This is a genomic window from Paenibacillus macerans (assembly GCF_050565405.1).
GTDB classification, from domain to species: domain Bacteria; phylum Bacillota; class Bacilli; order Paenibacillales; family Paenibacillaceae; genus Fontibacillus; species Fontibacillus macerans_B.
The window spans coordinates 24,721-47,019 of sequence record NZ_JBNYYG010000040.1 but is presented as its reverse complement, the minus strand read 5'-3'; the positions used below and the strand labels follow the sequence as shown (position 1 = coordinate 47,019).

Below are 22,299 nucleotides of genomic sequence, written 5' to 3'. Positions count from 1 at the left end.
TTTCTGCTGACGGAAGGGTTTAGACTGCAGCAAGATCACAGTATTTTCGTTTCCACCGCTTCTTGTCATGGATCTGCTCTCCGGTTTGCTTCACTTCTCCTAGCCCCCGACCTTTACTCCCTTAACGAAAGGGATAATCGTGCAAAGCGGCATGCAGAGACAACAAGACTCGAACCTTATTGATTGACAGGAGGATTTTCAGTTAATTATCCAATATTGTCTACTTACCAATTATCTAATTACCGCCTTGGGAGGTGGAACGATGCGGAAAGGGCCGGCGTATGCGCGGGAGGGGAAGACCCGTAATGCACGGTTTACTCAGAGCACCCGTAGCGCCCAAAGCACTCAGAGCACCCGGAAAATCCGGACGTGGCTGATCGCTAGCCTCGTCGTCGCGGCCGGCTTGCTGCTTGCCGGATGGAGGCTTGCTACGGACTCCGATGACGTGGCCACAGTAGGCGGCTACGAGATCACCGGGCAGGAAGTCGCCTTTCATATGAACCGCCTGCAGCCTTTGGTGCAAAACGAATTTCATAGCCGATACGGCGTGACGCTTGGCAAGCAGGATTGGACCCGCGCGATCGAAGGGCAACTTCCGCTGAATGTGCTGCAGGAGAAAGCACTGGAAGAAGCTTTGCGGGATAAGGCGATTTTCATGCTGGCGAAGGAAGAGGATTTGATCGATTCGGCCGATTTCTCCGATTTGATCCATGCGATGGAAGCGGAGAACCGGGCCAGGGAGGCCGCGGTAAGGCATGGAGAAGTGGTTTACGGCCTGGTTCGATTTACGATGGAGTCCTATTATGCCCATGCGTTGACCACTTTGCAAACCGAATTGAAAAACAAGCTAAGCCAAAGCGAAGGAGATCCGCTTTATCTGGAGAGGGGGGATGTGGAGAGCTATTACGAGGAGCATAAATCGGAATGGGCGGCCAAAGCGACGACCTATCGGGTGACCCGGCTTGAGGTTCCCGTCCCGCAAGAGGAGAAGGAGGCGGCGAGACGTCTCCTAAACGAGCTGGCCGCGCAGCGGATGGGATTGGAAACGATGGCGAGCCGGTTCGACGGGGCGGAAATCACGCAAGACGCTTTGACGGAAGCGAGCGGGGCAAATCTGAACACGCTAAGCCAGGAGATTGCGGCGAAACTCCGGGACGCAAGCCCCGGCGAAGTGACGCCGCCCGTGGAAACCCGCGAAGGGCTGTCGGTTTACCGGCTGGATGATGTGTTGGTTGATGAACAGCAGGCCTTGCAAGCCTATGCGTATCCAATCAGGCAACAGCTGCTGGAGGAACGCTTTGCATCCTATGTGGAGCAATACCAAAAATCGCTTTCGGTTCAAGTAGACCGGAAGAAGTTGGCCTCGATCCCGCTCACAAGCTCCTGAACCTGCCGTAAATGGAGGCCGGATAAACCTTACCCATAATGGAGGCGAATTATGTACAATACGAGAAGTCGTGCTAGATTGGTATGTTTATCGTTGTTTGCCATGGTAGTCACTTTGTTCTCGCCGGCGGCTGCGTATGCCGCCGAGACGTCCCCGGCGTCTCAAACCGCCGAAGCGTCCGCCGTTGCCGGGAACCGTCCCAACCCCTACGGGGGAACCGATTACTACATCGATGCGACGAACGGTAACGACGCCAACAGCGGAACCTCGAAGAAAACGCCCTGGAAAACGCTGCAAAAGGCGAATGCAACGGTGTTTTCGCCGGGCGACCGCATTTTGTTGAAGGCCGGGGAAACCTGGAACGACCAGCAGCTCTGGCCAAAGGGCTCCGGGACTGCAGGAAAGCCGATCGTCATCGACATGTACGGGAACGCCAAGGACGGTAAACCTTATATCGCTGCGGGCGGCAAGGTGGAGAATCCCGTCCGATACGAAAACGGGGATTTCAAGAAAGACAAGAACAAAGTCGGCTTGACGGGAGCCGTCGTGCTGCGGAACCAGCAGTATTGGGAAATCCATAACCTGGAGTTGTCCAACGACGACGACTTCGCCACCGATATCGACGTTTCCGCGAAAGTCCAATCGTTCGTCCGGGACGGCGTATCCATCACGATCAATGCCGATCTGCTGGAAGAGGGCGACAAAATCATGAATTACTTCCGCATCAGCAATCTGTACATCCATGATATCGACGGCCCTACGGACTGGCAAAAGATCCACTACGGCGGCATCGTTTTTCAAGTGTTCGGCGAAAAAAGCTACAAGGAATACGATCAAGGCGCCTACTACTTCCAGGACGTCCGCATCGAAAACAACCATTTCTACAAAACGGAGCTCCATGCGATCCAGTTTGCCTTCAACTGGTTTTACGACCGCGACGCCAGCTCCGGCGAATACGACGAAACCGGCAAATACCATGAGGGTTGGGAGCAGCTTTGGGTGAGAACCCGCGACCTTTACAGCCGCGACGTCTATATCGGGCACAACTATGCCGAAAGCATCGGCCAGGGGGCCATTCAACTGGCGGACACCAAAAACATGACCGTGGAATACAACGAGGTGAACGGCTATCTGGAGAGATACGATGCGGTCTCCTGCGGTCTGTATCTCTGGGCCGGGGCCGATTCGGTCATGCAGTTTAACGAGGTATACGGCGGACCTTACGGCGAATTCGACGGCACCCCGTGGGACCTGGAATACACCAACTTCAACGTGACTTATCAGTACAATTATTCCCACGACAACGCCGCGGGCTGGATGGCCTATATGGGCAACAGCTCCAATTCCGTGGCGCGGTATAACCTGAGCGTTAACGACAACGGCGTGCTGGTGAAAAACATGTTGTCGACCAACTATGCGCCAACGTATTTTTTGAACAACGTGTTCGTGTACGACGCCGAAAAAATGGACTGGTTCCACGATGAAGTGTTTAAGGATACGGTGTATTTCCTGAACAACGTCTTCTACAACATGTCCGAAACGACGCCGACGAAATGGTTCCGGAAAGAAGGCGCTTTGGATAAGGCGGTATTCTCCAATAACGCTTTTTACGAAGCGGGGGGCGTCTATTCCGAGCAGCAGCCGGACGATGCGCACGCCGTATTCGCGGACCCGATGTTCGTCAAAGATCCGAAGGATTACAAGAAGAGCAACGGGGTAGACCATATCGTGGACTCGGCGGCCAACTTCAAGCTGAAGAAGATATCCCCGCTCATCGACGCCGGCCGTTACAACCGGAACGTCGGCGAGGAAGACTTCTTCGGTACGCATCTCTACTATGGCAAAGGGATCGATATCGGCCTGCATGAATCGCCGGTCGGCAAGAAGGTAAAGGACCCGATCGACACGAATCCGATCGAGGACGAGGGCCAGTCGGACCGCGTCAATCTGGCGCTGCATAAGCCGATCGAAGCCAACTATACCCACCCGAACCCGGGGCTCGAAGCGGACAAGCTGGTCGACGGAAATACCGCAACCCGCTGGGCCAGCGCGGACCCGGAGGACATGACGGACGGTTATCCGATCGTCATCACGATCGATTTCGGGCAGCCGGCGACCTTCGATGAAATCTATCTTGATGAATACTCCGACGGCGGCACCAACCTCAGGATCCAGGAATTCGAGCTGCAGAAGCTGGGCCCGGAAACGCTGGAATGGGAGACGTTTAAAGCCTCGTCGGATGGCATGGGACATGACCTTACCCTTGACGACTTCGGCAGCGTGACCAGCAGCAAGCTCAGATTGGTGATCGCGAAGCAAAAAGAGACCGAATACTGGACGCCAACGATGACCGAGATCCAGGTGTACAACAACGGAAGCACGAATCTGTAAGGCAGATCCGGAGACCGGATTGCCCAATATCCCGCCCAAGAAAAAAAGCTTCGGAGGGCCGCAAATAGGCGGCTTTCCGAAGCTTCTTCCGTTTTGCTCGATCACCTTATTTTTGGGAATACTATCGGCGGATAAGTGTGATAAATGTCATGAACATTGTATAAACTAGACTGGAAAATAACTGGAATAAGAGGTGGGTTCATGAATTACTTCGACCAAGGGCCGGGCTCCTTGATCATCGGTATTGACGTTGGCTCGACCACCGTCAAAGCAACAGTAGTGGATACGAAGAGCATAGCGATCCTTTGGTCGGACTATCAGCGCCACCATACGAAGCAGGCGGAAAAGGTCATGGAGTTGCTCATTGCCATTGGCAACGAGTTCCCGGACGTCAAGAAGGAAAATGTCCGCGTCTTTGCGACGGGTTCCGGCAGCGGCCCCATCGCTCCGCATATCGGGGCTAAATTCGTGCAGGAAGTCAATGCCGTCACCATGGCGGTGGAAGAGTTGCATCCGGATGTCGGGAGCGTCATCGAGCTCGGCGGCCAGGATGCGAAGATCATCATTTTCAAAGAGAACGTGGAGACAGGAAGCAAGCAGGCGATCACGTCCATGAACGACAAATGCGCGTCCGGCACCGGCGCCACGATCGACAAATGCATGATCAAAGTGGGGATGCCCATGGAAGAAGTGGGGAAGCTGCACTTTGACGCTTCAAAATTGCACCATGTGGCCGCAAAGTGCGGGGTGTTTGCCGAAACGGATATCGTCAACCTGGTGAAGAGCGGCATTCCTTCCCCGGAAATCATGTGCTCGCTGGCGGATGCCATCGTGATGCAGAATCTGTCGGTGCTTACCCGCGGCAATACGTTGCGTCACCGCGTGCTTCTTTTGGGCGGGCCGAATACTTACCTGCCTTTCCTGCAGGAATGTTGGCGGCTACGGATTCCCCAGACCTGGCGGGAACGGGGATACGATTATCCGCAAGACGCGGAGATCGAGGACCTGATTTTCGTGCCGGACAATTCGCAGTATTACGCCGCCTACGGAGCCGTATTGTACGGCCTCCACGAACCGGCGGACGTCGGGTTGTATCAGGGACTGGAGGGGCTGAAGGAATTTATTGCCCACGGGCGCAAAGCCAAACTTGGCGAGAAAGCCGGTCCTCCCTTGGTGGAGAACGATGATGAACTGGAGCAATTCCGCAGAAGTTACAGCATTCCCCGGTTCGATCCCGCCTTATTCGCTCCGGGCCAGCACGTGAGGGCGGTGATCGGCCTGGACGGCGGGTCCACTTCGTCCAAAGCCGTTCTGGTGGACGACCGCGGCCAAATCCTGCTGAAAGAATACCAGCTTTCCAAGGGGAACCCGCTGGAGGACACGAAAGAGATGCTGCTGCGCATCCAAGGCAAGGTGCGGGAACAGGGGGCCGAGCTGGAGATCATCGGCTTCGGCGCTACGGGGTATGCCGCGGACGTTTTGGAAAAAACGTTGAAGGCGGACGTTAACATCGTCGAAACCGTGGCCCACATGATGAGCGCCGTCCACCAATTCGGCGATATCGACGTGATTTGCGACATCGGGGGACAGGATATCAAAGTGCTGTTTTTAAAAAACAGGGATATCCGCAACTTCAAGCTGTCCAATCAATGTTCGGCCGGGAACGGAATGCTGCTGCAGGCGATGGCCGACCAGTTCGGCATTCCGGTTCAGGAGTATGCGAATACGGCCTTTGGCGCGGATCTCAGCCCTAAATTTTCTTACGGCTGCGCGGTGTTTCTCGATGCGGACCGGGTGAATTTCCAGAAGGAGGGCTATTCCAAAGAGGAACTGCTCGCCGGGCTCGCCCTCGTCCTGCCGAAAAACGTGTGGCAATACGTCGTGCAGATTCCGCGCATGGCGGAACTGGGCCGCAAGTTCGTTCTCCAGGGCGGCACCCAGTATAACCTGGCCGCAGTCAAGGCCCAGGTGGATTATATCAAGCAGCGGGTTCCCGATGCGGAAATTTACGTCCATCCGCATCCGGGAGAAGCGGGCGCCATCGGAGCGGCGATGGAGACGCTGCGCGTGGTCAAACGGCGGGGATACTCCACCTTTTTGGGGCTGGATTCCGCGATCCATCTGCGATATACCAGCCGCAACGACGAATCGACCCGCTGCAATTTCTGCCCCAACCACTGCAGCCGCACCTTTATCGACTCCGAGACGCCGAACGGTCAAACCGCCCGTTATATTTCCGGCTTCTCCTGCGAAAAGGGGACGGTGGAGGATCAGGACGCGGTCATCAAGTTAACTAAAGAGCGGCAGGAGCTGAAGAAGCATTACCCCAATCTCGTCGAATACGAGGCGCGCCGCATGTTTCAGCATTTTTACGATCCGGAGCCGCTGCCGCAGTCGCAGCCTAAGGCGGAGGAGGCTCGGCCCAAACAAGGCCTGCTGGGACGGCTGGGTAGGCGCGCTGAACCCGGCCAGCTCCGGTTTGCGCGTTCTTCCGCCGAGGCGATGGAGCGGCGCGGCCGGATCCGTATCGGGATTCCCCGCGTGCTGAATATTTGGTCGACGGCGCCTTTTTGGCGGACGTATTTCGAAACGCTGGGCATCGGCGGGAGAAACATCGTGTTCAGCGACCACACCAGCGAGGAAATGTGGCAGGAAGGCGGCAAATACGGTTCGATCGACCCGTGTTATCCGTCGAAAGTGGCTCAGGCTCACGTGCACAATCTGCTGTTTAAGCACCATGAGCAAAAAGCGCTGGATTACATTTTTTTTCCGTGCATCACCCATATTCCGACGCATCTGAACAACGTGATGGATTCGACCAGTTGCCCGATCGTGGCCGGCGCCCCGAACGTGATCAAGGCGGCTTTTACCAAGGAAGTGAATTTCTTCGCCGCGCGCGGAATCGCCTATTTGGATCCGGCGGTGACGTTCATCGAACCGAATCTGATGAAAAGGCAGCTCTATGAGGCGTTTGCCGAGCTTCTGCAGATCACCGAGGACGAAAGCGATTTTGCCGTGGAGCAGGGATGGAAGGCGCTGGAGCTGTTCGACGCGGAGATGCAGGAGAAGGGGCGCCAGATCCTGGAGCAGGTTGAACGGGAAAACCGCCTCGCCATTTTGATGATCGGGCGTCCCTACCATTCCGATCCGGGCCTGAATCACGGCGTGCTCGAAGAGTTCCAGGTGCTGGGCTACCCCGTGTTGTCGATGCGCTCCATTCCCAAAGACGAAGCCTGGCTGCGCCGCTTTTTCGCCAGCGACCTGAAGAGCGGGCGGGTTCAATCCGCGCTCGAAGTCAGCGATGTGTGGCCGGAAAATTTCAGTTCCAACAGCGTGCAAAAAGTGTGGGCGGCCAAATTTGCCGCGCGCCATCCGCATGTGGCCGTGCTAGACTTGTCCAGCTTCAAATGCGGCCACGACGCGCCGACCTACGGGTTGATCGATTCGGTCATCAGCGCCGCGGGTACCCCTTACTCCGCGCTGCACGAGATCGATGCCAACAAGCCGGGCGGTTCGATCAAGATCCGGGTCAAAACGTATGCGCACAGCTTGGGGCTCCATGAGGAGCGCCTGGAGGACCTGGCCCGCAAAAAAGCCGAGCTGCAGCAGCGCCTGGAGCAAAAACGAGCTGAACTACTAGGTTTGAAGCAAGACGAGCAGGCCGGAGCGATTTAACCGGAGCGATATATTTCAAAGGAGTGAAACGACCTTGACTGTGGCCAAAAGAAAGATAAAACCCGCCGGACCGTCCCGGCTAGAGGACATTCTGGCGGAGTATCAGAAAGAACAGGAACAATTGCTGGGCTTGGAACAAGAGGATAAAAAGCATTGGTTCGACCCCGTTCCGCGCCAGTTTTTGGCCAAAGACAAAGCCGCTACGACGATTCTGTTCGGGGGGCTGACGATGGCTCAGGATTATCTGGTTGAGGGGGCGCTGAACGGGCTCGGGTACCGGGTGCGGCATATGGATTGCCCGGACAACGAGTCGCTGCGCTACGGCAAGGAATTCGGGAACCGCGGGCAGTGCAACCCGACGTATTTCACGGTCGGCAATTTGATTAAGTACCTGTGCCACCTGCGTGATGTGGAAGGCAAATCCAAGGAAGAGATCGTCGGCAATTACTTGTTCGTGACCAGCGGATCCTGCGGCCCCTGCCGCTTTGGCACCTATGTGACGGAATACCGGAAAGCTTTGCGCGACGCGGGATTCGACGGTTTCCGCGTGCTGCTGTTCCAACAGACGGACGGCCTGAAACAGGCGACCGGCGGGGAATCGGCGCTGAAGCTGGATACCTCGTTTTTCCTCGGCTTTCTGAAGGCCGTTCTGCTCGGAGACATTCTGAATGCTCTGGCTTACCGGATTCGTCCCTACGAGGTGGAGGAAGGCGCGACGGACGCCGCATTGGAACGCTGCAAACGGCTGTTATATGAAGCCTTGAGCGAGCGCAAGCGGTTGATTCCGGCCTTGCTCCGCTGCCGCAAAGAACTGCGGGCCATTCGTGTGGATCGCACCAGGGTGAAACCGAAGGTTAGCATTATCGGCGAGTTTTGGGCGATGACGACCGAGGGAGACGGAAACTATCAGCTGCAACGCTTTTTGGAAAGCGAGGGAGCCGAGGTGGAGGTGCAGTCGATGACCGCCTGGATCCTCTTTCTCATCTGGTCGGCGCGCTATGATACGTTGAAACGGATCTCTCTGCGGGAAGCCGATGCCGGGAAACACGGCCTGAAAGGGAAGAATCCGCACTCGCGCCTGCGCCTGTTATGGCTTGCGGATCGCGCCGTTCGCGTCATCTTTCAAAGCTATGCCAAAACGATCGGCCTGCGGGGCTACCATCTTCCCGATATGGAGGAGATCGCCCGTGTCGCCCATGAACACTATAACAACCAGGTGCGCGGTGGAGAGGGACATATGGAGGTCGGCAAGCTGATTTTGAACGTAGTGAAGCGGAAAGTAAACATGACCATTTCGGTCAAGCCCTTCGGCTGCATGCCGTCTTCCGGCGTTTCCGACGGGGTTCAATCGCTGATCACCGAAAAATACCCCGACGCGATTTTTCTGCCGATCGAAACGACGGGGGATGGAGCGATCAACGTACACAGCCGCGTGCAGATGATGCTGTTTAAAGCGAAACAGGCGGCGCAGAAGGAATTTGAAGAAGCGTTGACGCAAAAAAAACTGACGGCCGACGGGCTCCAGCAAAAGAAGTACCGGTTCGGATTCGCCGATCCGCTGCGGGCAAGCCGTCACGTCGTTGCTTGTACGGCAGCGAATGGGGTATACGGCTTGGCGAGGATTGCGAACGGTTTTGGACTCCGGAGAAATCAGCAAAATCTTCAAAGGATATAAAGCTTGGACTGAAGTTGACGCACAGAAAGGACCTTATCTTCCATCCGATCGTGGAATTTAAGGTCCTTTTGTATCTTGGCGGGCGTTACCGCCGCAAGGCGGGAAACGGCGTCAGGAATTCCCTTTAAGTCTGGCAGTAAAAAAGATTTCGTTATATAGAAAGCATTTTCGGAACTTTTTCAACACTTGGCAATCATACTGCTGATTTATAAATAACCGAAGGTAATCCTTCTCATTTCGGATATAGTTTCCGTCGTCATAGCGGGTCATGAACCAGTTATTGAAACGGTTTTCCTGACATAAATAAGGTTCAATGACGGCCAAATTTCCACCGGGCTTCAAAACCCGGCGGAACTCATATAAATAGTCTTTGACCAGCTCGTTCGATATATGGTGAAGGACCGCAACAATCAAGATGAGATCGATGGTTTGATCCGGTACCGGGATTCGTTTCCCGTTGAAAGGCATAAACGTATAATTCGGAAATAGACGTTTGGCAAATTGGATTCTTTTCAAATCGAGATCGATGCCGCAATACTGATCGACATGACTCATGCCGCAGTTTGCTCCGGTACCGCAGCCAAAATCAAGAACCATTTTATTTTCCAATGTGAAATGGCTTTTGATATGGTTGTGAATATATTTTTCGGTAAACCATCTTGGGCGTACCATGGAGTGATACAATCGTGGAGTTAAATACATGGAATCGACCTCATCATTTCATTCAGTTTAATTGGATTCGCGGTGAATGCTGCCGAATTCGGTCTTTTGAAATGACCTGGCTAACCATGGGGCCATCCCACCCGAACCAATCCCTTCCCTTTGTTGAATTTCCAACAAAATTATGTCCTAATTAAGTCGAATTATGCAGAAGCAAAAAAATGGTATATAAGCTTGAATTAAAAAACAAAATAAACCCTCCTGTTTGATGAAACAGGAGGGTTTATTTTGTTGGCGGAGTGAAAGTTTGTTCTATTACTGCGGCTGCTCCCCTGGGACATTCACCTGGAAAGTAACGCCGAACTTGTCCTTTACGATTCCGTACAAGGGGCTCCAATCCGTCATCTGAAGGGGCATGACGACTTGTCCGCCGTCTTCCAAAGCAGCGAAGATTTCTCTCGCATTTGCCTCTTCACTGGGATGGATAGCAATCTGAACCGTATCGCCTGGCTGATAGGGCATGCCCGGGAACGTATCGGAGAACATAAGGTCCGCGTCGCCGACTTTCAAGTGCGCATGCATGACGCGATCCTTCATGTCATCCGTCAACGGATGATTCGGGTCCTCCGGCATATCTCCGAACGTCATGATACCTATTACTTTCCCGCCGAGCACTTTCTCGTAAAAATAGACCGCTTCTTTCGTGTTTCCGTCAAAATTCAAATAAGGGTTCAAACTGATGGACATCATTCAGCAGCTCCTTTGACACAATTTGGACAACTTTATTTATTATACACCAAAAAGAAGCCGAGTAAACCATTTTTACGAACATATGATCTTATTTTTACAATGCGAGAACGCAAGCAGAGTTTCTTCCACTCGTAATACCGTCACTTGTTAGTACTTCCAATCCTTTAAACAATCCTTCAGCGGGATATATGACTTGAAATGAATAATTAATAAAGACCTGAGATACGCTTTACCTTGGGGGTGAGACTAACCATTGCTTTGGATCATTTTAGCTATTTCACTATTGGTTATCCAAATCATCGCGGTTATTCTCCTGGAATATTCGCGTCCATATAAAGCGATCGCATGGATTGTCATCGTGCTTATGGTTCCTTTGTTCGGTTTTCTGCTCTATTGTTTTATAGGAAAAGAATACTCCCTCAAACGTTCCGCAAGTCGGGCAGATCACACGGCGCTGGAGCAAATCGAAAAACAGCTGTCCGGCCGCTGCCGACACAAACGCGAGGAGGAACGGGGTACCCCGGCGGCTTTACCCGAGGGAATTCATTCGAAACTAAAACATGCGGCTTCGCTTCCCGTAACCTATGGCAATAAAACAACCGTGTACGCGGAAGGCGAAGAGGCGTTTGAAGACATGCTTCAGGCCATCGCTTTGGCCAAGCATCATGTTCATATCGAATTTTATATTATCCGCGATGATCACCTCGGTTCCCGATTTCGGCAATTATTGACCCGCAAGGCAGAGGAAGGGGTAAAGGTGCGGCTGATCTATGACGGAATCGGCTGCTATCATAAGTTAGGCAAATCTTATATGAGACGATTGCATGAGGCCGGCGTGGAAACCGGATGCTTTTCCCCTCCGCTCAGCTCCTTTTACAAGCAGTGCCTCAATTACCGAAACCACCGAAAAATCGTCGTCGTTGACGGGGAAATCGCGTATTTCGGCGGTTTGAACATTGGGGACGAATACCTGGGAAGAAATCCGAAAATCGGCTATTGGCGGGACACGTTTTTCCGCATCGAAGGCGATGCGGTGTTGTGGATTCAATATACGTTTCTGACCGATTGGCATTTCGTGAAAGGGGAATTGGTGGCCGGTCCGGACTACTATCCGCTTCAGGACAGCAAAGGGAACGAAAGGGTTCAAATCGTCAAAAGCGGTCCGGACGATCCGTTGCAGGAGCTCATTTTTTCCTGCTTCGTTTCCGCCAGGAGAAGGATCTATATCGAATCGCCATATTTCGTGCCGGAGGCTAGCGTTATGTCGGCTTTGAAAACGGCAGCTCTCAGCGGAGTCGATGTTCGCGTCGTCCTGCCTGCGGTTCCCGATTCCAAAGTCGTTTACTGGGCTTCGTTGTCTTATGTGCAGGAATTGCTGCAAACCGGGGTTCGCTTTTTTTTGTACGAAAAAGGGTTTATCCACGCTAAAGTGACGATTGCCGACGACCTGGCGTTTTCCGGATCCGCCAATATGGATTTTCGCAGTTTTTGCGGACAATTCGAACTTGATGCTTTTTTTTACAATAGGAAGACCGTTGACCGTTTACTGCGCGATTTTTACAGCGATTTGAACGTAAGCAAGGAGATCAAGCTAGGGCAATATGAAAAACGCCCGCAGCTTCAAAAGTACAAGGAAGTGTTCGCCCGCCTGTTGTCGCCTTTGTTTTAGAGACCCGCAAGCCAGGTGCATTTAGCCGTAAAAGCCGCCGCTTGCGGGCCTTTTTTTAGATATCGGAAAAGGATAAATATCGGAGCCTACGTATCGACTGAAACTTGAACAAGGCTCAGGCGCCGAGGAACATGCGCATATCCTCTTCCACGCTCGTAATGCCCCCGATGCCGAATTGATCGACCAGGACTTTGGTTACGTTCGGCGACAGGAAGGCCGGCAACGTGGGTCCGAGATGGATATTTTTGACGCCGAGATATAACAGAGCCAACAGGACGATAACGGCCTTTTGCTCATACCAGGCGATATTGTACGAAATCGGCAAATCGTTGATATCATCCAGACCAAACAAGTTTTTCAGTTTTAGCGCGATGACGGCCAGCGAATAAGAGTCGTTGCATTGACCGGCGTCCAGGACGCGCGGAATCCCGCCGATGTCGCCCAGTTCCAGCTTGTTGTATTTGTATTTGGCGCAGCCCGCGGTCAGGATCACCGTATCGCGGGGCAATTCCCGGGCAAACTCCGCGTAGTAGTCGCGCGATTTCATTCGCCCGTCGCAGCCGGCCATCACGAAGAATCTTTTGATCGCCCCTGTCTGGACCGCTCGGGCGATCTGATCCGCCAGGCCGGTTACCGCATGATGGGCAAATCCGCCCACGATCACGCCGCTTTCCAGCCCGGTTGGTGGCAAGCAGCGTTTGGCGTGGGCGATGATTTCCGAAAAGTCTTTAGATTGGCCGTGCGGGGCATCAGGAATATGCTGTACGCCGGGATATCCGGTGTTGCCGGTCGTATAAATGCGGTCCGCGTAGCTTGACTTCGGCGGGACAATGCAGTTGGTGGTCATCAGAATCGGGCCGTTGAAGGATTCGAACTCCCTTGTTTGCTCCCACCAGGCGTTGCCGTAATTTCCGACGAAGTGGTCGTATTTATTAAAAGCCGGATAATAATGGGCCGGCAGCATTTCGCTGTGGGTATAAACGTCTACCCCGCTTCCCTCGGTTTGCTGCAGCAGTTCCTCCAAATCCTTCAAATCATGGCCGCTGATTAAAATGCCTGGGCGATTCCGTACGCCGATATTTACTTGGGTCACTTCCGGATGACCGTAAGCGCTAGTATTGGCCCGATCCAGCAGGGACATGGCGTCCACGCCAAACTTGCCCGCCTCTAAAACCAAGGCGACGAGTTCGTTTGCAGTCAAGGAGTCGTCTATAGTTGCTGCCAGCGCCCGACGCATAAATAAGTCGATTTCCGCATTGGCATGGCCCAATTGAAAAGCATGATACGAATAGGCGGCCATCCCCTTGAGTCCGTAGGTCAACAGTTCGCGCAAGGAACGGATGTCCTCATCGGCGGTGGAGAGGACGCCAACCTGCTTCGCTTTGGCTTCAAACGAGGATTCGTCCTCGGCCTGCCAGACTGCGGCATCGGGCAGCGCAGGCGCACCGCCCGCATGTCGTTCGTCCCAGGCACCTCGCACGACGTCGCGCAGGCCTAGGGCTGTACGGATGCTGCCGACGAAGACGCTGCGGTCAAAATTGGCATTCGTAATCGTCGCAAACAAGGAGTTCATCGTGAAAGCGTTTAGCTGCCGCTGTATTGGTTCCGGCAGTTCGGCATCCAACGCGAGGAATGCCATGCCTTTGAGGAGATAGATAAGCAAATCCTGCAGATTGGCCACATCCTCCGACTTTCCGCAGACGCCCGCGATCGTGCAGCCCGTTCCGCCCGAAGCCTCTTGGCATTGGTAACAAAACATGGATGGACTCTGATGCTTGTCGGCATTTGAATGGCTTTGATTCATTGGGATAACCTCCTTGATTTGAATTGATAAGGGAGGCGGCTGACCTTATGTAATTAATTTCACATAGATGCGATTGAGAACGGTCGGACGGTATAACTAGCCAGTAAAGCCGTTGCGCCTCCGATTATGCCAGAAGCATACCGCCGGTTTTATAACGGCAGAGTGATTGCAATCACATTTTTTTCCACAAAAAATAAAAACAATTGGCGCAGCGCGGAGACATCCCGGGCAATCGCACGCGGGGTAAGCCTTGGAGTCAACGTGGTGATTTACATACTGGACTATTAGGGGGGGAGGGAGATACAATACGTTTTGTTGACCACTAAAGCGTGGAATTTCAAATGAGGTGAAACGATGCAATTTACACAGAGTATGCGGAAGCTGGCCGTGACCTGCGGCCTCGCGGCCATGATCGCGGGCATGTTGTCCGGCTGCGGAGGCAATGCGGGCAACAAGGCGGAAACATCCGCTACGGACCCGGCTTCGAGACAATATTATATTTTCGATACGGTAGTTAACATCAAATTGTACGACGATGACAAGGCCGAAGCGCATTTGGACCATATCGACGCGATGCTGAAGACGTTGGACGTGGAGTTAAGCCGGACGCTGGAAACAAGCCAGTTGTACAAGGTTAACCAGGAGGCGGGGAAACAGCCGGTCGAGGTGTCGAAGGACACGATGGCCGTCGTCAAACGGTCGCTCGATTACGCCGAATCGACGGACGGGCTGTTCGATCCGACGGTCGGCGGCTTGGTCGATCTGTGGAACATCGGGAACGAGGGGGCTCATGTTCCGGCTCCGGACGATTTGCAGCGCGAATTGGACCTGGTCGGATATAAGGACGTGGTCGTGGATGAATCCAAACAGACCGTATATCTCAAGCGTCCGGGCATGATTCTGGATCTGGGCGGGATAGGGAAAGGGTATGCCGCGGATGAAGTGGCGGCCTATTTACGCAATGAAGGCGTGAAAAGCGCTTTGGTCGACGTGGGCGGCAGCAGCATCATCGTCGTCGGCAGCAAGCCGAACGGCGACAGCTGGAACGTCGGCCTGCAGGACCCCGACAGCTCGCGCGGCATCACCGTCGGCACGATTCGCCTGAACGATCAGGTCATCGACACCTCGGGGATTTATGAGCGCTATTTCATCGAGGACGGCGTGATGTACCATCATATTCTGGATCCGCGAACCGGTGCGCCGGCGCAAAACGACCTGAAAAGCGTGACCATCCTCGCCGACAACGCCACGGATGCCGACGCATTGTCGACTTTTGTTTACGTCATGGGCCTTGACGAAGGTTTGAAGTACATTGAGGAGCTTGACGACGAAACGGAAGCGATGTTTATCACGAAGGACGACAAAATCTATGTGACCTCGGGATTAAAGGATGCTTTCCGCATTTCGAGCGAGCAATACTCGTTGGTTGAGTAGAAGGGGCGGACGTTCAAGCGATTGAGCGTCTTTTTTGTTAAGATATCTTCCTCATTCTTTTGTCGGGAGACTCTCCCCAAGCCTGCACGAAGGGAATAAGGGGATAAAAAGTCCTTATTTGGTTTAGAAACGTTCATTGGGCTCCGCTCATTCGTGAGCAAAGCGGTCAATACGAGCTTTCGGTGAATTTACAAGTTCCACGTTATAATTATTATACTGGATGATTCTCGCCTTAGCGGGTGATGGAAAAGGAAAAGGAAAAGGAGATGGCAAACGATGAAACTCATGTTTATATCCGATATTCATGGATCGGGCGCGTGGCTAGACCGGGCGATCGCCAAGGCGGAGGAAGAACGGCCGGACCAAATCGTCATGTTGGGCGATTTCTTGTACCACGGGCCGAGAAATCCGCTGCCGGAAGGTTATGATCCGAAGCGGGTGGCGGAGACGCTGAACCGGCATAAGCAGTGCATCGTGGCCGTCCGCGGAAACTGCGACGCCGAGGTGGACCAAATGCTGCTGGAATTTCCGATGATGGCCGATTATGCGATGATTTTCGCCGAGGGACGGCGGATTTACGCGACGCATGGGCACGGGTTTAACATCGACCAGCTGCCGCCGTTGACGGACAAAGACGTATTCATTCAGGGGCACACGCATATCCCGGTGGCCGACCACAAAAACGGGGTGTTCGTGCTGAATCCGGGGTCGATAGCCTTACCGAAGGAGAATTATCCGAACTCCTACGGCATCTTGCACGACGGGGAGTTTGCCGTCAAGGATTTTGACGGAGGCATCGTCAAGCGGATCGCTATATCTTGACCGATCATGACCCGAACCTGAAGAACGGCCTGTTGGCCGCTCTTTTTTTGTGCCCCGAAGGAACGGAGGGCGCTATAATAGTCCATGTACAAACTCAAAAGGGTGGTCTCTAAAAATGAACGTTGTGATACAAAACAAGCTCCGGGAGCTTCCCGCTTCACCGGGCGTTTATTTGATGAAGGATGCGGCGGGAGGCGTTATCTACGTCGGCAAGTCGAAAAATCTCAAGCAACGGGTCCGATCCTATTTTCACGAGTCCCGGGCCCGCTCCGCGAAAGTGGAAAGACTTGTGCATAACGTCAAGGATTTGGAGATCCGGCTGACCGACACCGAATTCGAAGCTTTTATGCTGGAATGCCGGCTCATTCATGAGCTCAAGCCGGTTTACAACAAACAAATGAAAAGCCCGCTCGGTTATGTATATCTTGCGATCCGGGACAAGCAGGGGAGCTGGCGAATGGAAGTGACGGGAGAGCCGGAGAACGAGCCGAATTTGGCCTGCTTCGGTCCGTTTACCGCCAAACGGAACACCGTGGAGCAAGCGGTTCAGGGCATACGGGAATACCTGAAGATTGCCTGCAGCAAGCCGGCTTCCGCCGGACGTGCGCCATGCTTGAACCATTCGCTCGGTTTATGCCTCGGGACGTGCCTGGGCGGCGAAGCCGTGCGGATCAACAACGAACGCGTCGGCCGGTTCATCGCGGTGCTTGACGGCAGCGATCCAAGCTTGTATGAAGAGTTGGCGGAGTCCATGCGGGAGGCGGCTGAACGGTACGATTTTGAAGGGGCGGCCAGGTGCAGGGACGCGCTGAGATCCATCGACTTACTCTTGCATCAGGAGCAAATCGTCGGATTCACCGTGCAAAGCCGAAACATCGCCATTCTGGAGCCCCTGAGCGAAACCGAGGCCAAGCTGTTTCTGGTGCGGCGGAACCGCGTTCTTTTTAGCGAAAAAGTCGGGCTTTCGGCTTATGGGAACAAAGCCATTCGCGCCGTGCTCGTCGAACAAGCGTTGTCCTGCTTCACCCGGCGAAGGTCTCCGCTGCAGGACAAGCTTACCCGCGAAGAAATCGACGAAGCCCAGATCATTTACCGTTATGTGCAAAGCAGTTCCTGCAGGCATGTCCTGATTCCGGAGGAATGGATTACGGCGGCCGACTATGCTCGAGTGGAGCATGAGCTGAAAGTTATATTTTGCTAAATCCATTAAAAAACTCTCTTATTGACAGCGCTTACATAAATAGTATATTCTAGTTATGGAAATATAAACCAAACCGAAACCAAAGGAGGATTTGTGATGAGAAGGAAAAGTACCGGTACTGCGCAAGACATCAGGATAATGCTCCGCACTTTGTTTTTATGCTTTATCATTTCGGTTTCGACGTTAAGCGGCTCGATGTTTGCGCCGCAGGCCAAGGCGGCGGAAGGAGATCAAGGCATGGGCGTTTCCCGAATCGAATCCGGCGGGTTTTTGAAAGCCAACGGGACGGTGCTAAGGGATAACTACGGGACCGGCAATATCGTCAATTTGCGGGGAACGAACCTGGGCGGCTGGCTGCTTCAAGAAGGCTGGATGTCGCCGCTCGGGGTCAAGGACGAATGGACGCTGCGCGAGACGCTGACCGGACTGCACGGCGCCGCAACGGCGGAAAGCTTGATCAAAACGTATCAGGACGCTTGGCTGACGACCCGGGATTTGGACAATATCAAAAATATGGGCATGAACATGGTACGCGTGCCGATATTGTACTTGGAGCTGATGGACAAGTACGGCAACTGGAAGCAAGATCCATGGAGCAAGCTGGATTGGCTCGTAGAAGAAGCGGGCAACCGGGGGATTTACGTGCTGCTCGATCTGCACGGCACGTTCGGCGCCCAAAATACGTTCGATAATTCCGGGGAAGCAAACTCGGATCCGCAATTATGGAAAAACCAAGTCTACCAGGACCGCACCGTGAAGCTATGGGAGGGCATTGCCCAGCACTATAAAGGCAATCCGACGGTGGCAGGCTACGATTTGCTGAACGAACCGGACCGGGTGAGCAAGGAACAGCTGAACGCTTTTTACGACCGGTTGTACAAAGCGATCCGCGCCATCGATCCGGACCATGCGATCTTTATCGAAGCGGCCTGGAGCTGGAGCCAGTTGTACGATCCGGACGTTTTCGGCTGGACGAACGTGGTGTACGAAATGCATTATTACGCCATGGCCGGCAGCGAGGCGTCGGATTGGAATGCCCAGAACAATCTGGTGAACGGAGCGCTGCAAGGGCTTCGCGATCATCAACGCAACTGGAACGTGCCGATGTATGTCGGGGAGTTTTGCTTGTTCGACTTTACCGATTTATGGGAGAAGTTTTTGGCCGGCATGAACGCCTCCAACATCTCCTGGACGAACTGGACGTACAAGGTCAGCTCGAATTACGGAAACTGGGGGTATTTCAACAATAACCCGAACCCGGTTCCGAACATCGCGAGCGACAGCCCGGCTACCATTGCCGCGAAATGGAGCAAGTTCAACACCGAAAACTTCAGACCGAACACCACGCTGCAAAATTTGGTGAAGAAATATACGACAGGGACTAACCCGCCTCCAACGCCGACCGGGTACGCTTATTTGATCTCGCAAGCCAACCAGAAGATCGTCAGCGCGGAAAACGCCGGCAGCGATCCGTTGGTTGCAAACCGGGACATCGTCCAGGATTGGGAGCTGTTTGAAATCATCAACAACAGCGACAATACGATTTCGCTCAAATCGAAAATCAACGGCAAGTATGTAACCGCCGATGTGAATGTAGGAGGCAAGCTGGTCGCCCGCGGCGAAAGCATTCAGCAGTGGGAGAAATTCCGGAAGGAGCAGCTGGACGACGGGACGATCGCGTTGTTCGCGCTCGCCAACAACAAATACGTCACCGTGGATTTGGATAACGGGGCGGGGCTGGTCGCCAATCGCGACAGCGTAGGCGGTGCATGGGAAGCTTTTTGGTTGATTAATCAGTAACGGATGCTACGGAAACGCACGCCATGGGAATTTTCACTTCCCCCAGGCGTGCGTTTTTTTGCATTGGTTACCATATCCAGTATTGTTGATATTTTCTGATCGTTTGGGGAATAACAAAACCGCATATTATTAGCTGAGAGGAGAGGTACTTTGCTGAACGATGAGCGACTTCAAGATTCGATAGAGCCAAACATAGCGATGTTCAAGCGGATCTTTGCCGGGGATACCACCATGAAAATCCGTAAATTTCAACACCCTACTACGAAAAGCATCTCCGGCTGCTTGATCCACATCGAAGGCATGGTGAGCAACGATACGCTAAGCAATAACATTATCAAGCCTGTATTAGGTTACCAATCCTCCGAGGAAAACAAAGACATTCCCTTTATGCAGCTTCTAATGGATTGGATTATCGATGCCAGCGAGCTCCGACTGTCTGACGATATGGACGAAATTCTCAACGCCCTGCTGTACGGAAACACGATACTGCTGCTGGAAGGGAACGCCGAGGCCATGATTATCGGTACGCAGGGCTGGCAGACTCGAGTCGTATCGGAACCGGGATCGGAAAAAGCGATGCTGGGGCCAAGGGAAGGCTTCACCGAATCGCTGGTGATCAATTTGACGCTCATCCGGCGGCGAGTGAAGAGTCCGGATTTGAAATTCAGGTTTATGGAGCTCGGAGCAACTACCAATACGACGGTTTGCCTTTGTTATGTGGAAGGGGCCGCTTCCACCAAAATTTTGGACGAGCTGATCAAACGTCTTGAAAAGCTAAATATCAATGCCGTACTCGACTCCGGGCAGTTGCAGGAAATGATCAGGGACGCCCCGCTGTCCCCCTTCGAAACGGTCGGCAATACGGAACGCCCGGATACGGTAGCAGGGAAAATCCTTGAGGGAAGGATCGCGGTTCTGGTTGACGGAAGCCCTTTTGCCCTCACGGTCCCTTATCTTTTCGTGGAGTATTTTCAGGTCAGCGAGGACTACTACAGCAATTACTTCTTTGCGTCGTTTAACCGGTCGATGCGCTTTCTCGGCGAGTTTCTGGCGATCAGCATTCCGGCCATCTATATATCCCTCGTCACCTATAATCAGGAGATGATGCCGACTCCCTTGCTGCTCAGCATTGCATCAGCCAGGCAATCCGTTCCCTTGCCGACCGTTGCGGAATGCTTCGTGATGCTGATCGTCTTCGAAATCTTGCGGGAGGCGGGAACCCGAATCCCGACCTCGATCGGCCAAGCCGTAAGCATTGTCGGCGCTTTGGTGCTGGGGCAAGCCGCGGTGGACGCCCGAGTCGTAAGCGCTCCGATGGTGATCGTCGTCGGCTTTACCGGGATTACGACGCTGTTGAACATCAAGATGAAAGCAGCCTCGATTTCGTCGCGGTTCGCCTTGTTGGTATTGTCTTCGTTTATGGGGCTTTACGGTTACTTGTTCGGGATGATCGCCTTGGTCATTCATCTGATGAGCCTGCAAAGCTTCGGGGTATCCTATATGCTCACGGTAGGTTCCTTTAAGGAAACGGACATAAGGGATACCGTCATTCGAGCTCCCTGGTGGCAGCCTAAGCTCAGAGCTCCCGTTTCCCAGGCCAAGCAGCGGATTCGTAAAGTCATGAGATGAGCGGAGGGAAGCTATGAAATCATGGGTGAAGTTGTTTTTCGCATGGATCATGGGTTGCCTTTTGATTTTTTCGTTGACCGGTTGTTGGAATTACCGGGAAGTCGACAAAGTGTCGACCGTGGCCGGAATCGCGATCGACAAAGGGGAAAAAGATAACGAGATCATGCTGACCGTCGAAGTGGTCGATAGTAAGGGGGGGGAAGACTCGATGCATACGGGCTCCCAGTTGGTTAGCCTGTCCGGACATACGATGTTCGAAATCGTGCGCAGGATGATCACAGAGTCCGGAATGCGGATGTATTGGGCTCACGCCAAATCGATTATTTTAAGTGAAGAAATCGCCCGAAGCGGGGCGGCGAAAGTCATCGACTGGTACGTGAGGGATTCGGAAACGCGGGCCGACATTCACATTCTGGTCTCCGGGGAAAAGACGGCAAAGGAAGTTTTGCGCACCGGCGAGAATTTAAACGAACCGCTGTCCTACCGGATCGATGAAATGCTGAAAAACGAGAAGAGCGTATCCGCTTCGCCCGTAATGGAAATTTTCGATTTTGCGGATACGATTAATACCGCGGGCATCAGCAGCGTGCTGCCGATGATTTACCTTTCGGACGAGGACGGGAAAAAGACGGCTTCGATCAGCGGTTTGGCCGTTTTCGACTTGGATAAAATGTTGGGGACGATGGATTATAACAAGACGAAATACGTCCTGTTTCTTCGGGACGAGATCAAGGGAGGCATCCTGCCTTTGGGCGGCTACGACCGGGCGCCGGGCATTTCCCTGGAGATCTTCAAGAACGAAACCAAAATTGAGCCGGTGCTCGTGGACGGGGAGGTCGAAATCAGGGTGAAGACGCGTACGGTTACGGCGGTGGACGAGGTGCAGGAGAACGTCGACTATTATACGTCCAAAGGCCGGGCGGAGATTGAGAAGATGGCCGAGGAGATGATGGTGAAAGAAATGGAGAACGTGATCGAGATTGCGCAGAAGCGGTATAAGCAGGATATTTTCGGTTTCGGCAATCGGATCCATAAGAAGATGCCGAACATTTGGAAGTCCCTTGAACCGAATTGGGACGAGAAGTTCTCCCGATTAAAGGTTACCGTCCAGGCCAAGGTCAAGATCAAAAATACGGCGTCGACCCGAAAGCCGATCAAAATGGAGGAAGAGGATTTGTGATACTATTTACGGTCATCGCTTATGCCCTCGTCGTGCTGTTTGATCAGGTCCAGACCTATAAAAACGGCTATAAGAAGGATTTCTACGTAAGTTGCGCCATGTGCCTGTTGTCTTTCGCGGTAGCCCTGCTGCTGGCGAGCGGCGTAAAGCTGCCAAGTCCGTCGCGGCCGATCGAACAATGGGTTGGCCTGTTGTTCAGACAATAACGCCGGAGGTGGTTTC

General features: G+C 53.4%; 15 protein-coding genes. 12 read left to right on the top strand and 3 right to left on the bottom strand.

Going from position 1 to position 22,299, the window contains the following annotated elements:
• Nucleotides 1–262 precede the first annotated feature (262 nt).
• The 4 genes from ACQ4N8_RS20005 (at nucleotide 263) to ACQ4N8_RS19990 (ending at nucleotide 9,128) form a co-directional block, all read left to right on the top strand.
• The gene (locus ACQ4N8_RS20005) at nucleotides 263–1,387 is read left to right on the top strand and encodes a peptidyl-prolyl cis-trans isomerase (RefSeq protein WP_430706113.1); all 1,125 of its coding nucleotides are present in this window, start codon (nucleotides 263–265) and stop codon (nucleotides 1,385–1,387) included.
• Between the two features lie 51 nt (nucleotides 1,388–1,438).
• Nucleotides 1,439–3,778 carry a discoidin domain-containing protein gene (locus tag ACQ4N8_RS20000; RefSeq protein ID WP_430706112.1) on the top strand — a complete coding sequence of 780 codons (2,340 nt, stop codon included), beginning with the start codon at nucleotides 1,439–1,441 and terminating at the stop codon, nucleotides 3,776–3,778.
• 201 nt (nucleotides 3,779–3,979) lie between these two features.
• On the top strand, nucleotides 3,980–7,453 hold the full coding sequence (locus ACQ4N8_RS19995) for a BadF/BadG/BcrA/BcrD ATPase family protein (protein ID WP_430706111.1): 3,474 nt from the start codon (nucleotides 3,980–3,982) through the stop codon (nucleotides 7,451–7,453).
• A 40-nt stretch (nucleotides 7,454–7,493) separates the two neighbouring features.
• The gene (locus ACQ4N8_RS19990) at nucleotides 7,494–9,128 is read left to right on the top strand and encodes a 2-hydroxyglutaryl-CoA dehydratase (protein WP_430706117.1); all 1,635 of its coding nucleotides are present in this window, start codon (nucleotides 7,494–7,496) and stop codon (nucleotides 9,126–9,128) included.
• Between the two features lie 111 nt (nucleotides 9,129–9,239).
• On the opposite strand, the gene ACQ4N8_RS19985 is transcribed toward ACQ4N8_RS19990, so the two are convergent.
• Together ACQ4N8_RS19985 and ACQ4N8_RS19980 are read right to left on the bottom strand one after the other, a co-directional pair.
• Complete coding sequence (locus tag ACQ4N8_RS19985; protein WP_430706110.1) at nucleotides 9,240–9,830, bottom strand: class I SAM-dependent methyltransferase; 591 nt, start codon at nucleotides 9,828–9,830, stop codon at nucleotides 9,240–9,242.
• A 273-nt stretch (nucleotides 9,831–10,103) separates the two neighbouring features.
• The gene (locus ACQ4N8_RS19980) at nucleotides 10,104–10,535 is read right to left on the bottom strand and encodes a VOC family protein (protein ID WP_430706109.1); all 432 of its coding nucleotides are present in this window, start codon (nucleotides 10,533–10,535) and stop codon (nucleotides 10,104–10,106) included.
• 256 nt (nucleotides 10,536–10,791) lie between these two features.
• Here ACQ4N8_RS19980 and cls point away from each other — a divergent pair, with 256 nt between their 5' ends.
• The gene (gene cls, locus ACQ4N8_RS19975) at nucleotides 10,792–12,207 is read left to right on the top strand and encodes a cardiolipin synthase (protein ID WP_430706108.1); all 1,416 of its coding nucleotides are present in this window, start codon (nucleotides 10,792–10,794) and stop codon (nucleotides 12,205–12,207) included.
• Nucleotides 12,208–12,322: 115 nt separating this feature from the next.
• Here cls and hcp read toward each other — a convergent pair whose 3' ends face one another.
• Nucleotides 12,323–14,011, bottom strand: a complete 1,689-nt coding sequence (hcp, locus tag ACQ4N8_RS19970) for a hydroxylamine reductase (protein WP_430706107.1) — start codon at nucleotides 14,009–14,011, stop codon at nucleotides 12,323–12,325.
• A gap of 354 nt (nucleotides 14,012–14,365) precedes the next feature.
• On the opposite strand from hcp, the gene ACQ4N8_RS19965 reads away from it, so the two are divergent.
• From ACQ4N8_RS19965 to ACQ4N8_RS19935, 7 genes are all read left to right on the top strand, one after another.
• Entirely contained in the window at nucleotides 14,366–15,445 is a 1,080-nt protein-coding gene (locus ACQ4N8_RS19965) for an FAD:protein FMN transferase (protein WP_430706106.1), read from the top strand.
• A 276-nt stretch (nucleotides 15,446–15,721) separates the two neighbouring features.
• Nucleotides 15,722–16,267, top strand: coding sequence for a phosphodiesterase (gene yfcE / locus ACQ4N8_RS19960; protein ID WP_430706105.1), 546 nt, complete (start codon nucleotides 15,722–15,724; stop codon nucleotides 16,265–16,267).
• Nucleotides 16,268–16,382: 115 nt separating this feature from the next.
• The gene (locus ACQ4N8_RS19955; protein WP_430706104.1) at nucleotides 16,383–17,468 is read left to right on the top strand and encodes a GIY-YIG nuclease family protein; all 1,086 of its coding nucleotides are present in this window, start codon (nucleotides 16,383–16,385) and stop codon (nucleotides 17,466–17,468) included.
• Nucleotides 17,469–17,564: 96 nt separating this feature from the next.
• Nucleotides 17,565–19,268: a cellulase family glycosylhydrolase gene (locus tag ACQ4N8_RS19950; protein WP_430706103.1), complete on the top strand. Its 1,704-nt coding sequence runs from the start codon at nucleotides 17,565–17,567 to the stop codon at nucleotides 19,266–19,268.
• A gap of 198 nt (nucleotides 19,269–19,466) precedes the next feature.
• Entirely contained in the window at nucleotides 19,467–20,897 is a 1,431-nt protein-coding gene (locus ACQ4N8_RS19945) for a spore germination protein (RefSeq protein ID WP_430706116.1), read from the top strand.
• A gap of 13 nt (nucleotides 20,898–20,910) precedes the next feature.
• Entirely contained in the window at nucleotides 20,911–22,077 is a 1,167-nt protein-coding gene (locus tag ACQ4N8_RS19940) for a Ger(x)C family spore germination protein (RefSeq protein ID WP_430706102.1), read from the top strand.
• On the top strand, nucleotides 22,074–22,283 hold the full coding sequence (locus ACQ4N8_RS19935) for a hypothetical protein (protein WP_430706101.1): 210 nt from the start codon (nucleotides 22,074–22,076) through the stop codon (nucleotides 22,281–22,283). The genes ACQ4N8_RS19940 and ACQ4N8_RS19935 overlap by 4 nt, the downstream gene beginning before the upstream one ends.
• Nucleotides 22,284–22,299: the final 16 nt, after the last annotated feature.

Bases quoted from the DNA above. Each gene is read 5' to 3' on its own strand.
- ACQ4N8_RS19985 (WP_430706110.1), bottom strand. From the start codon at position 9,830: ATGTATTTAACTCCACGATTGTATCACTCCATGGTACGCCCAAGATGG.
- ACQ4N8_RS19945 (WP_430706116.1), top strand. From the start codon at position 19,467: ATGTTCAAGCGGATCTTTGCCGGGGATACCACCATGAAAATCCGTAAA.
- hcp (WP_430706107.1), bottom strand. From the start codon at position 14,011: ATGAATCAAAGCCATTCAAATGCCGACAAGCATCAGAGTCCATCCATG.
- ACQ4N8_RS19950 (WP_430706103.1), top strand. From the start codon at position 17,565: ATGAGAAGGAAAAGTACCGGTACTGCGCAAGACATCAGGATAATGCTC.
- ACQ4N8_RS19940 (WP_430706102.1), top strand. From the start codon at position 20,911: ATGAAATCATGGGTGAAGTTGTTTTTCGCATGGATCATGGGTTGCCTT.
- yfcE (WP_430706105.1), top strand. From the start codon at position 15,722: ATGAAACTCATGTTTATATCCGATATTCATGGATCGGGCGCGTGGCTA.
- ACQ4N8_RS20005 (WP_430706113.1), top strand. From the start codon at position 263: ATGCGGAAAGGGCCGGCGTATGCGCGGGAGGGGAAGACCCGTAATGCA.
- ACQ4N8_RS19955 (WP_430706104.1), top strand. From the start codon at position 16,383: ATGAACGTTGTGATACAAAACAAGCTCCGGGAGCTTCCCGCTTCACCG.
- ACQ4N8_RS19965 (WP_430706106.1), top strand. From the start codon at position 14,366: ATGCAATTTACACAGAGTATGCGGAAGCTGGCCGTGACCTGCGGCCTC.
- ACQ4N8_RS19980 (WP_430706109.1), bottom strand. From the start codon at position 10,535: ATGTCCATCAGTTTGAACCCTTATTTGAATTTTGACGGAAACACGAAA.
- ACQ4N8_RS19995 (WP_430706111.1), top strand. From the start codon at position 3,980: ATGAATTACTTCGACCAAGGGCCGGGCTCCTTGATCATCGGTATTGAC.
- ACQ4N8_RS20000 (WP_430706112.1), top strand. From the start codon at position 1,439: ATGTACAATACGAGAAGTCGTGCTAGATTGGTATGTTTATCGTTGTTT.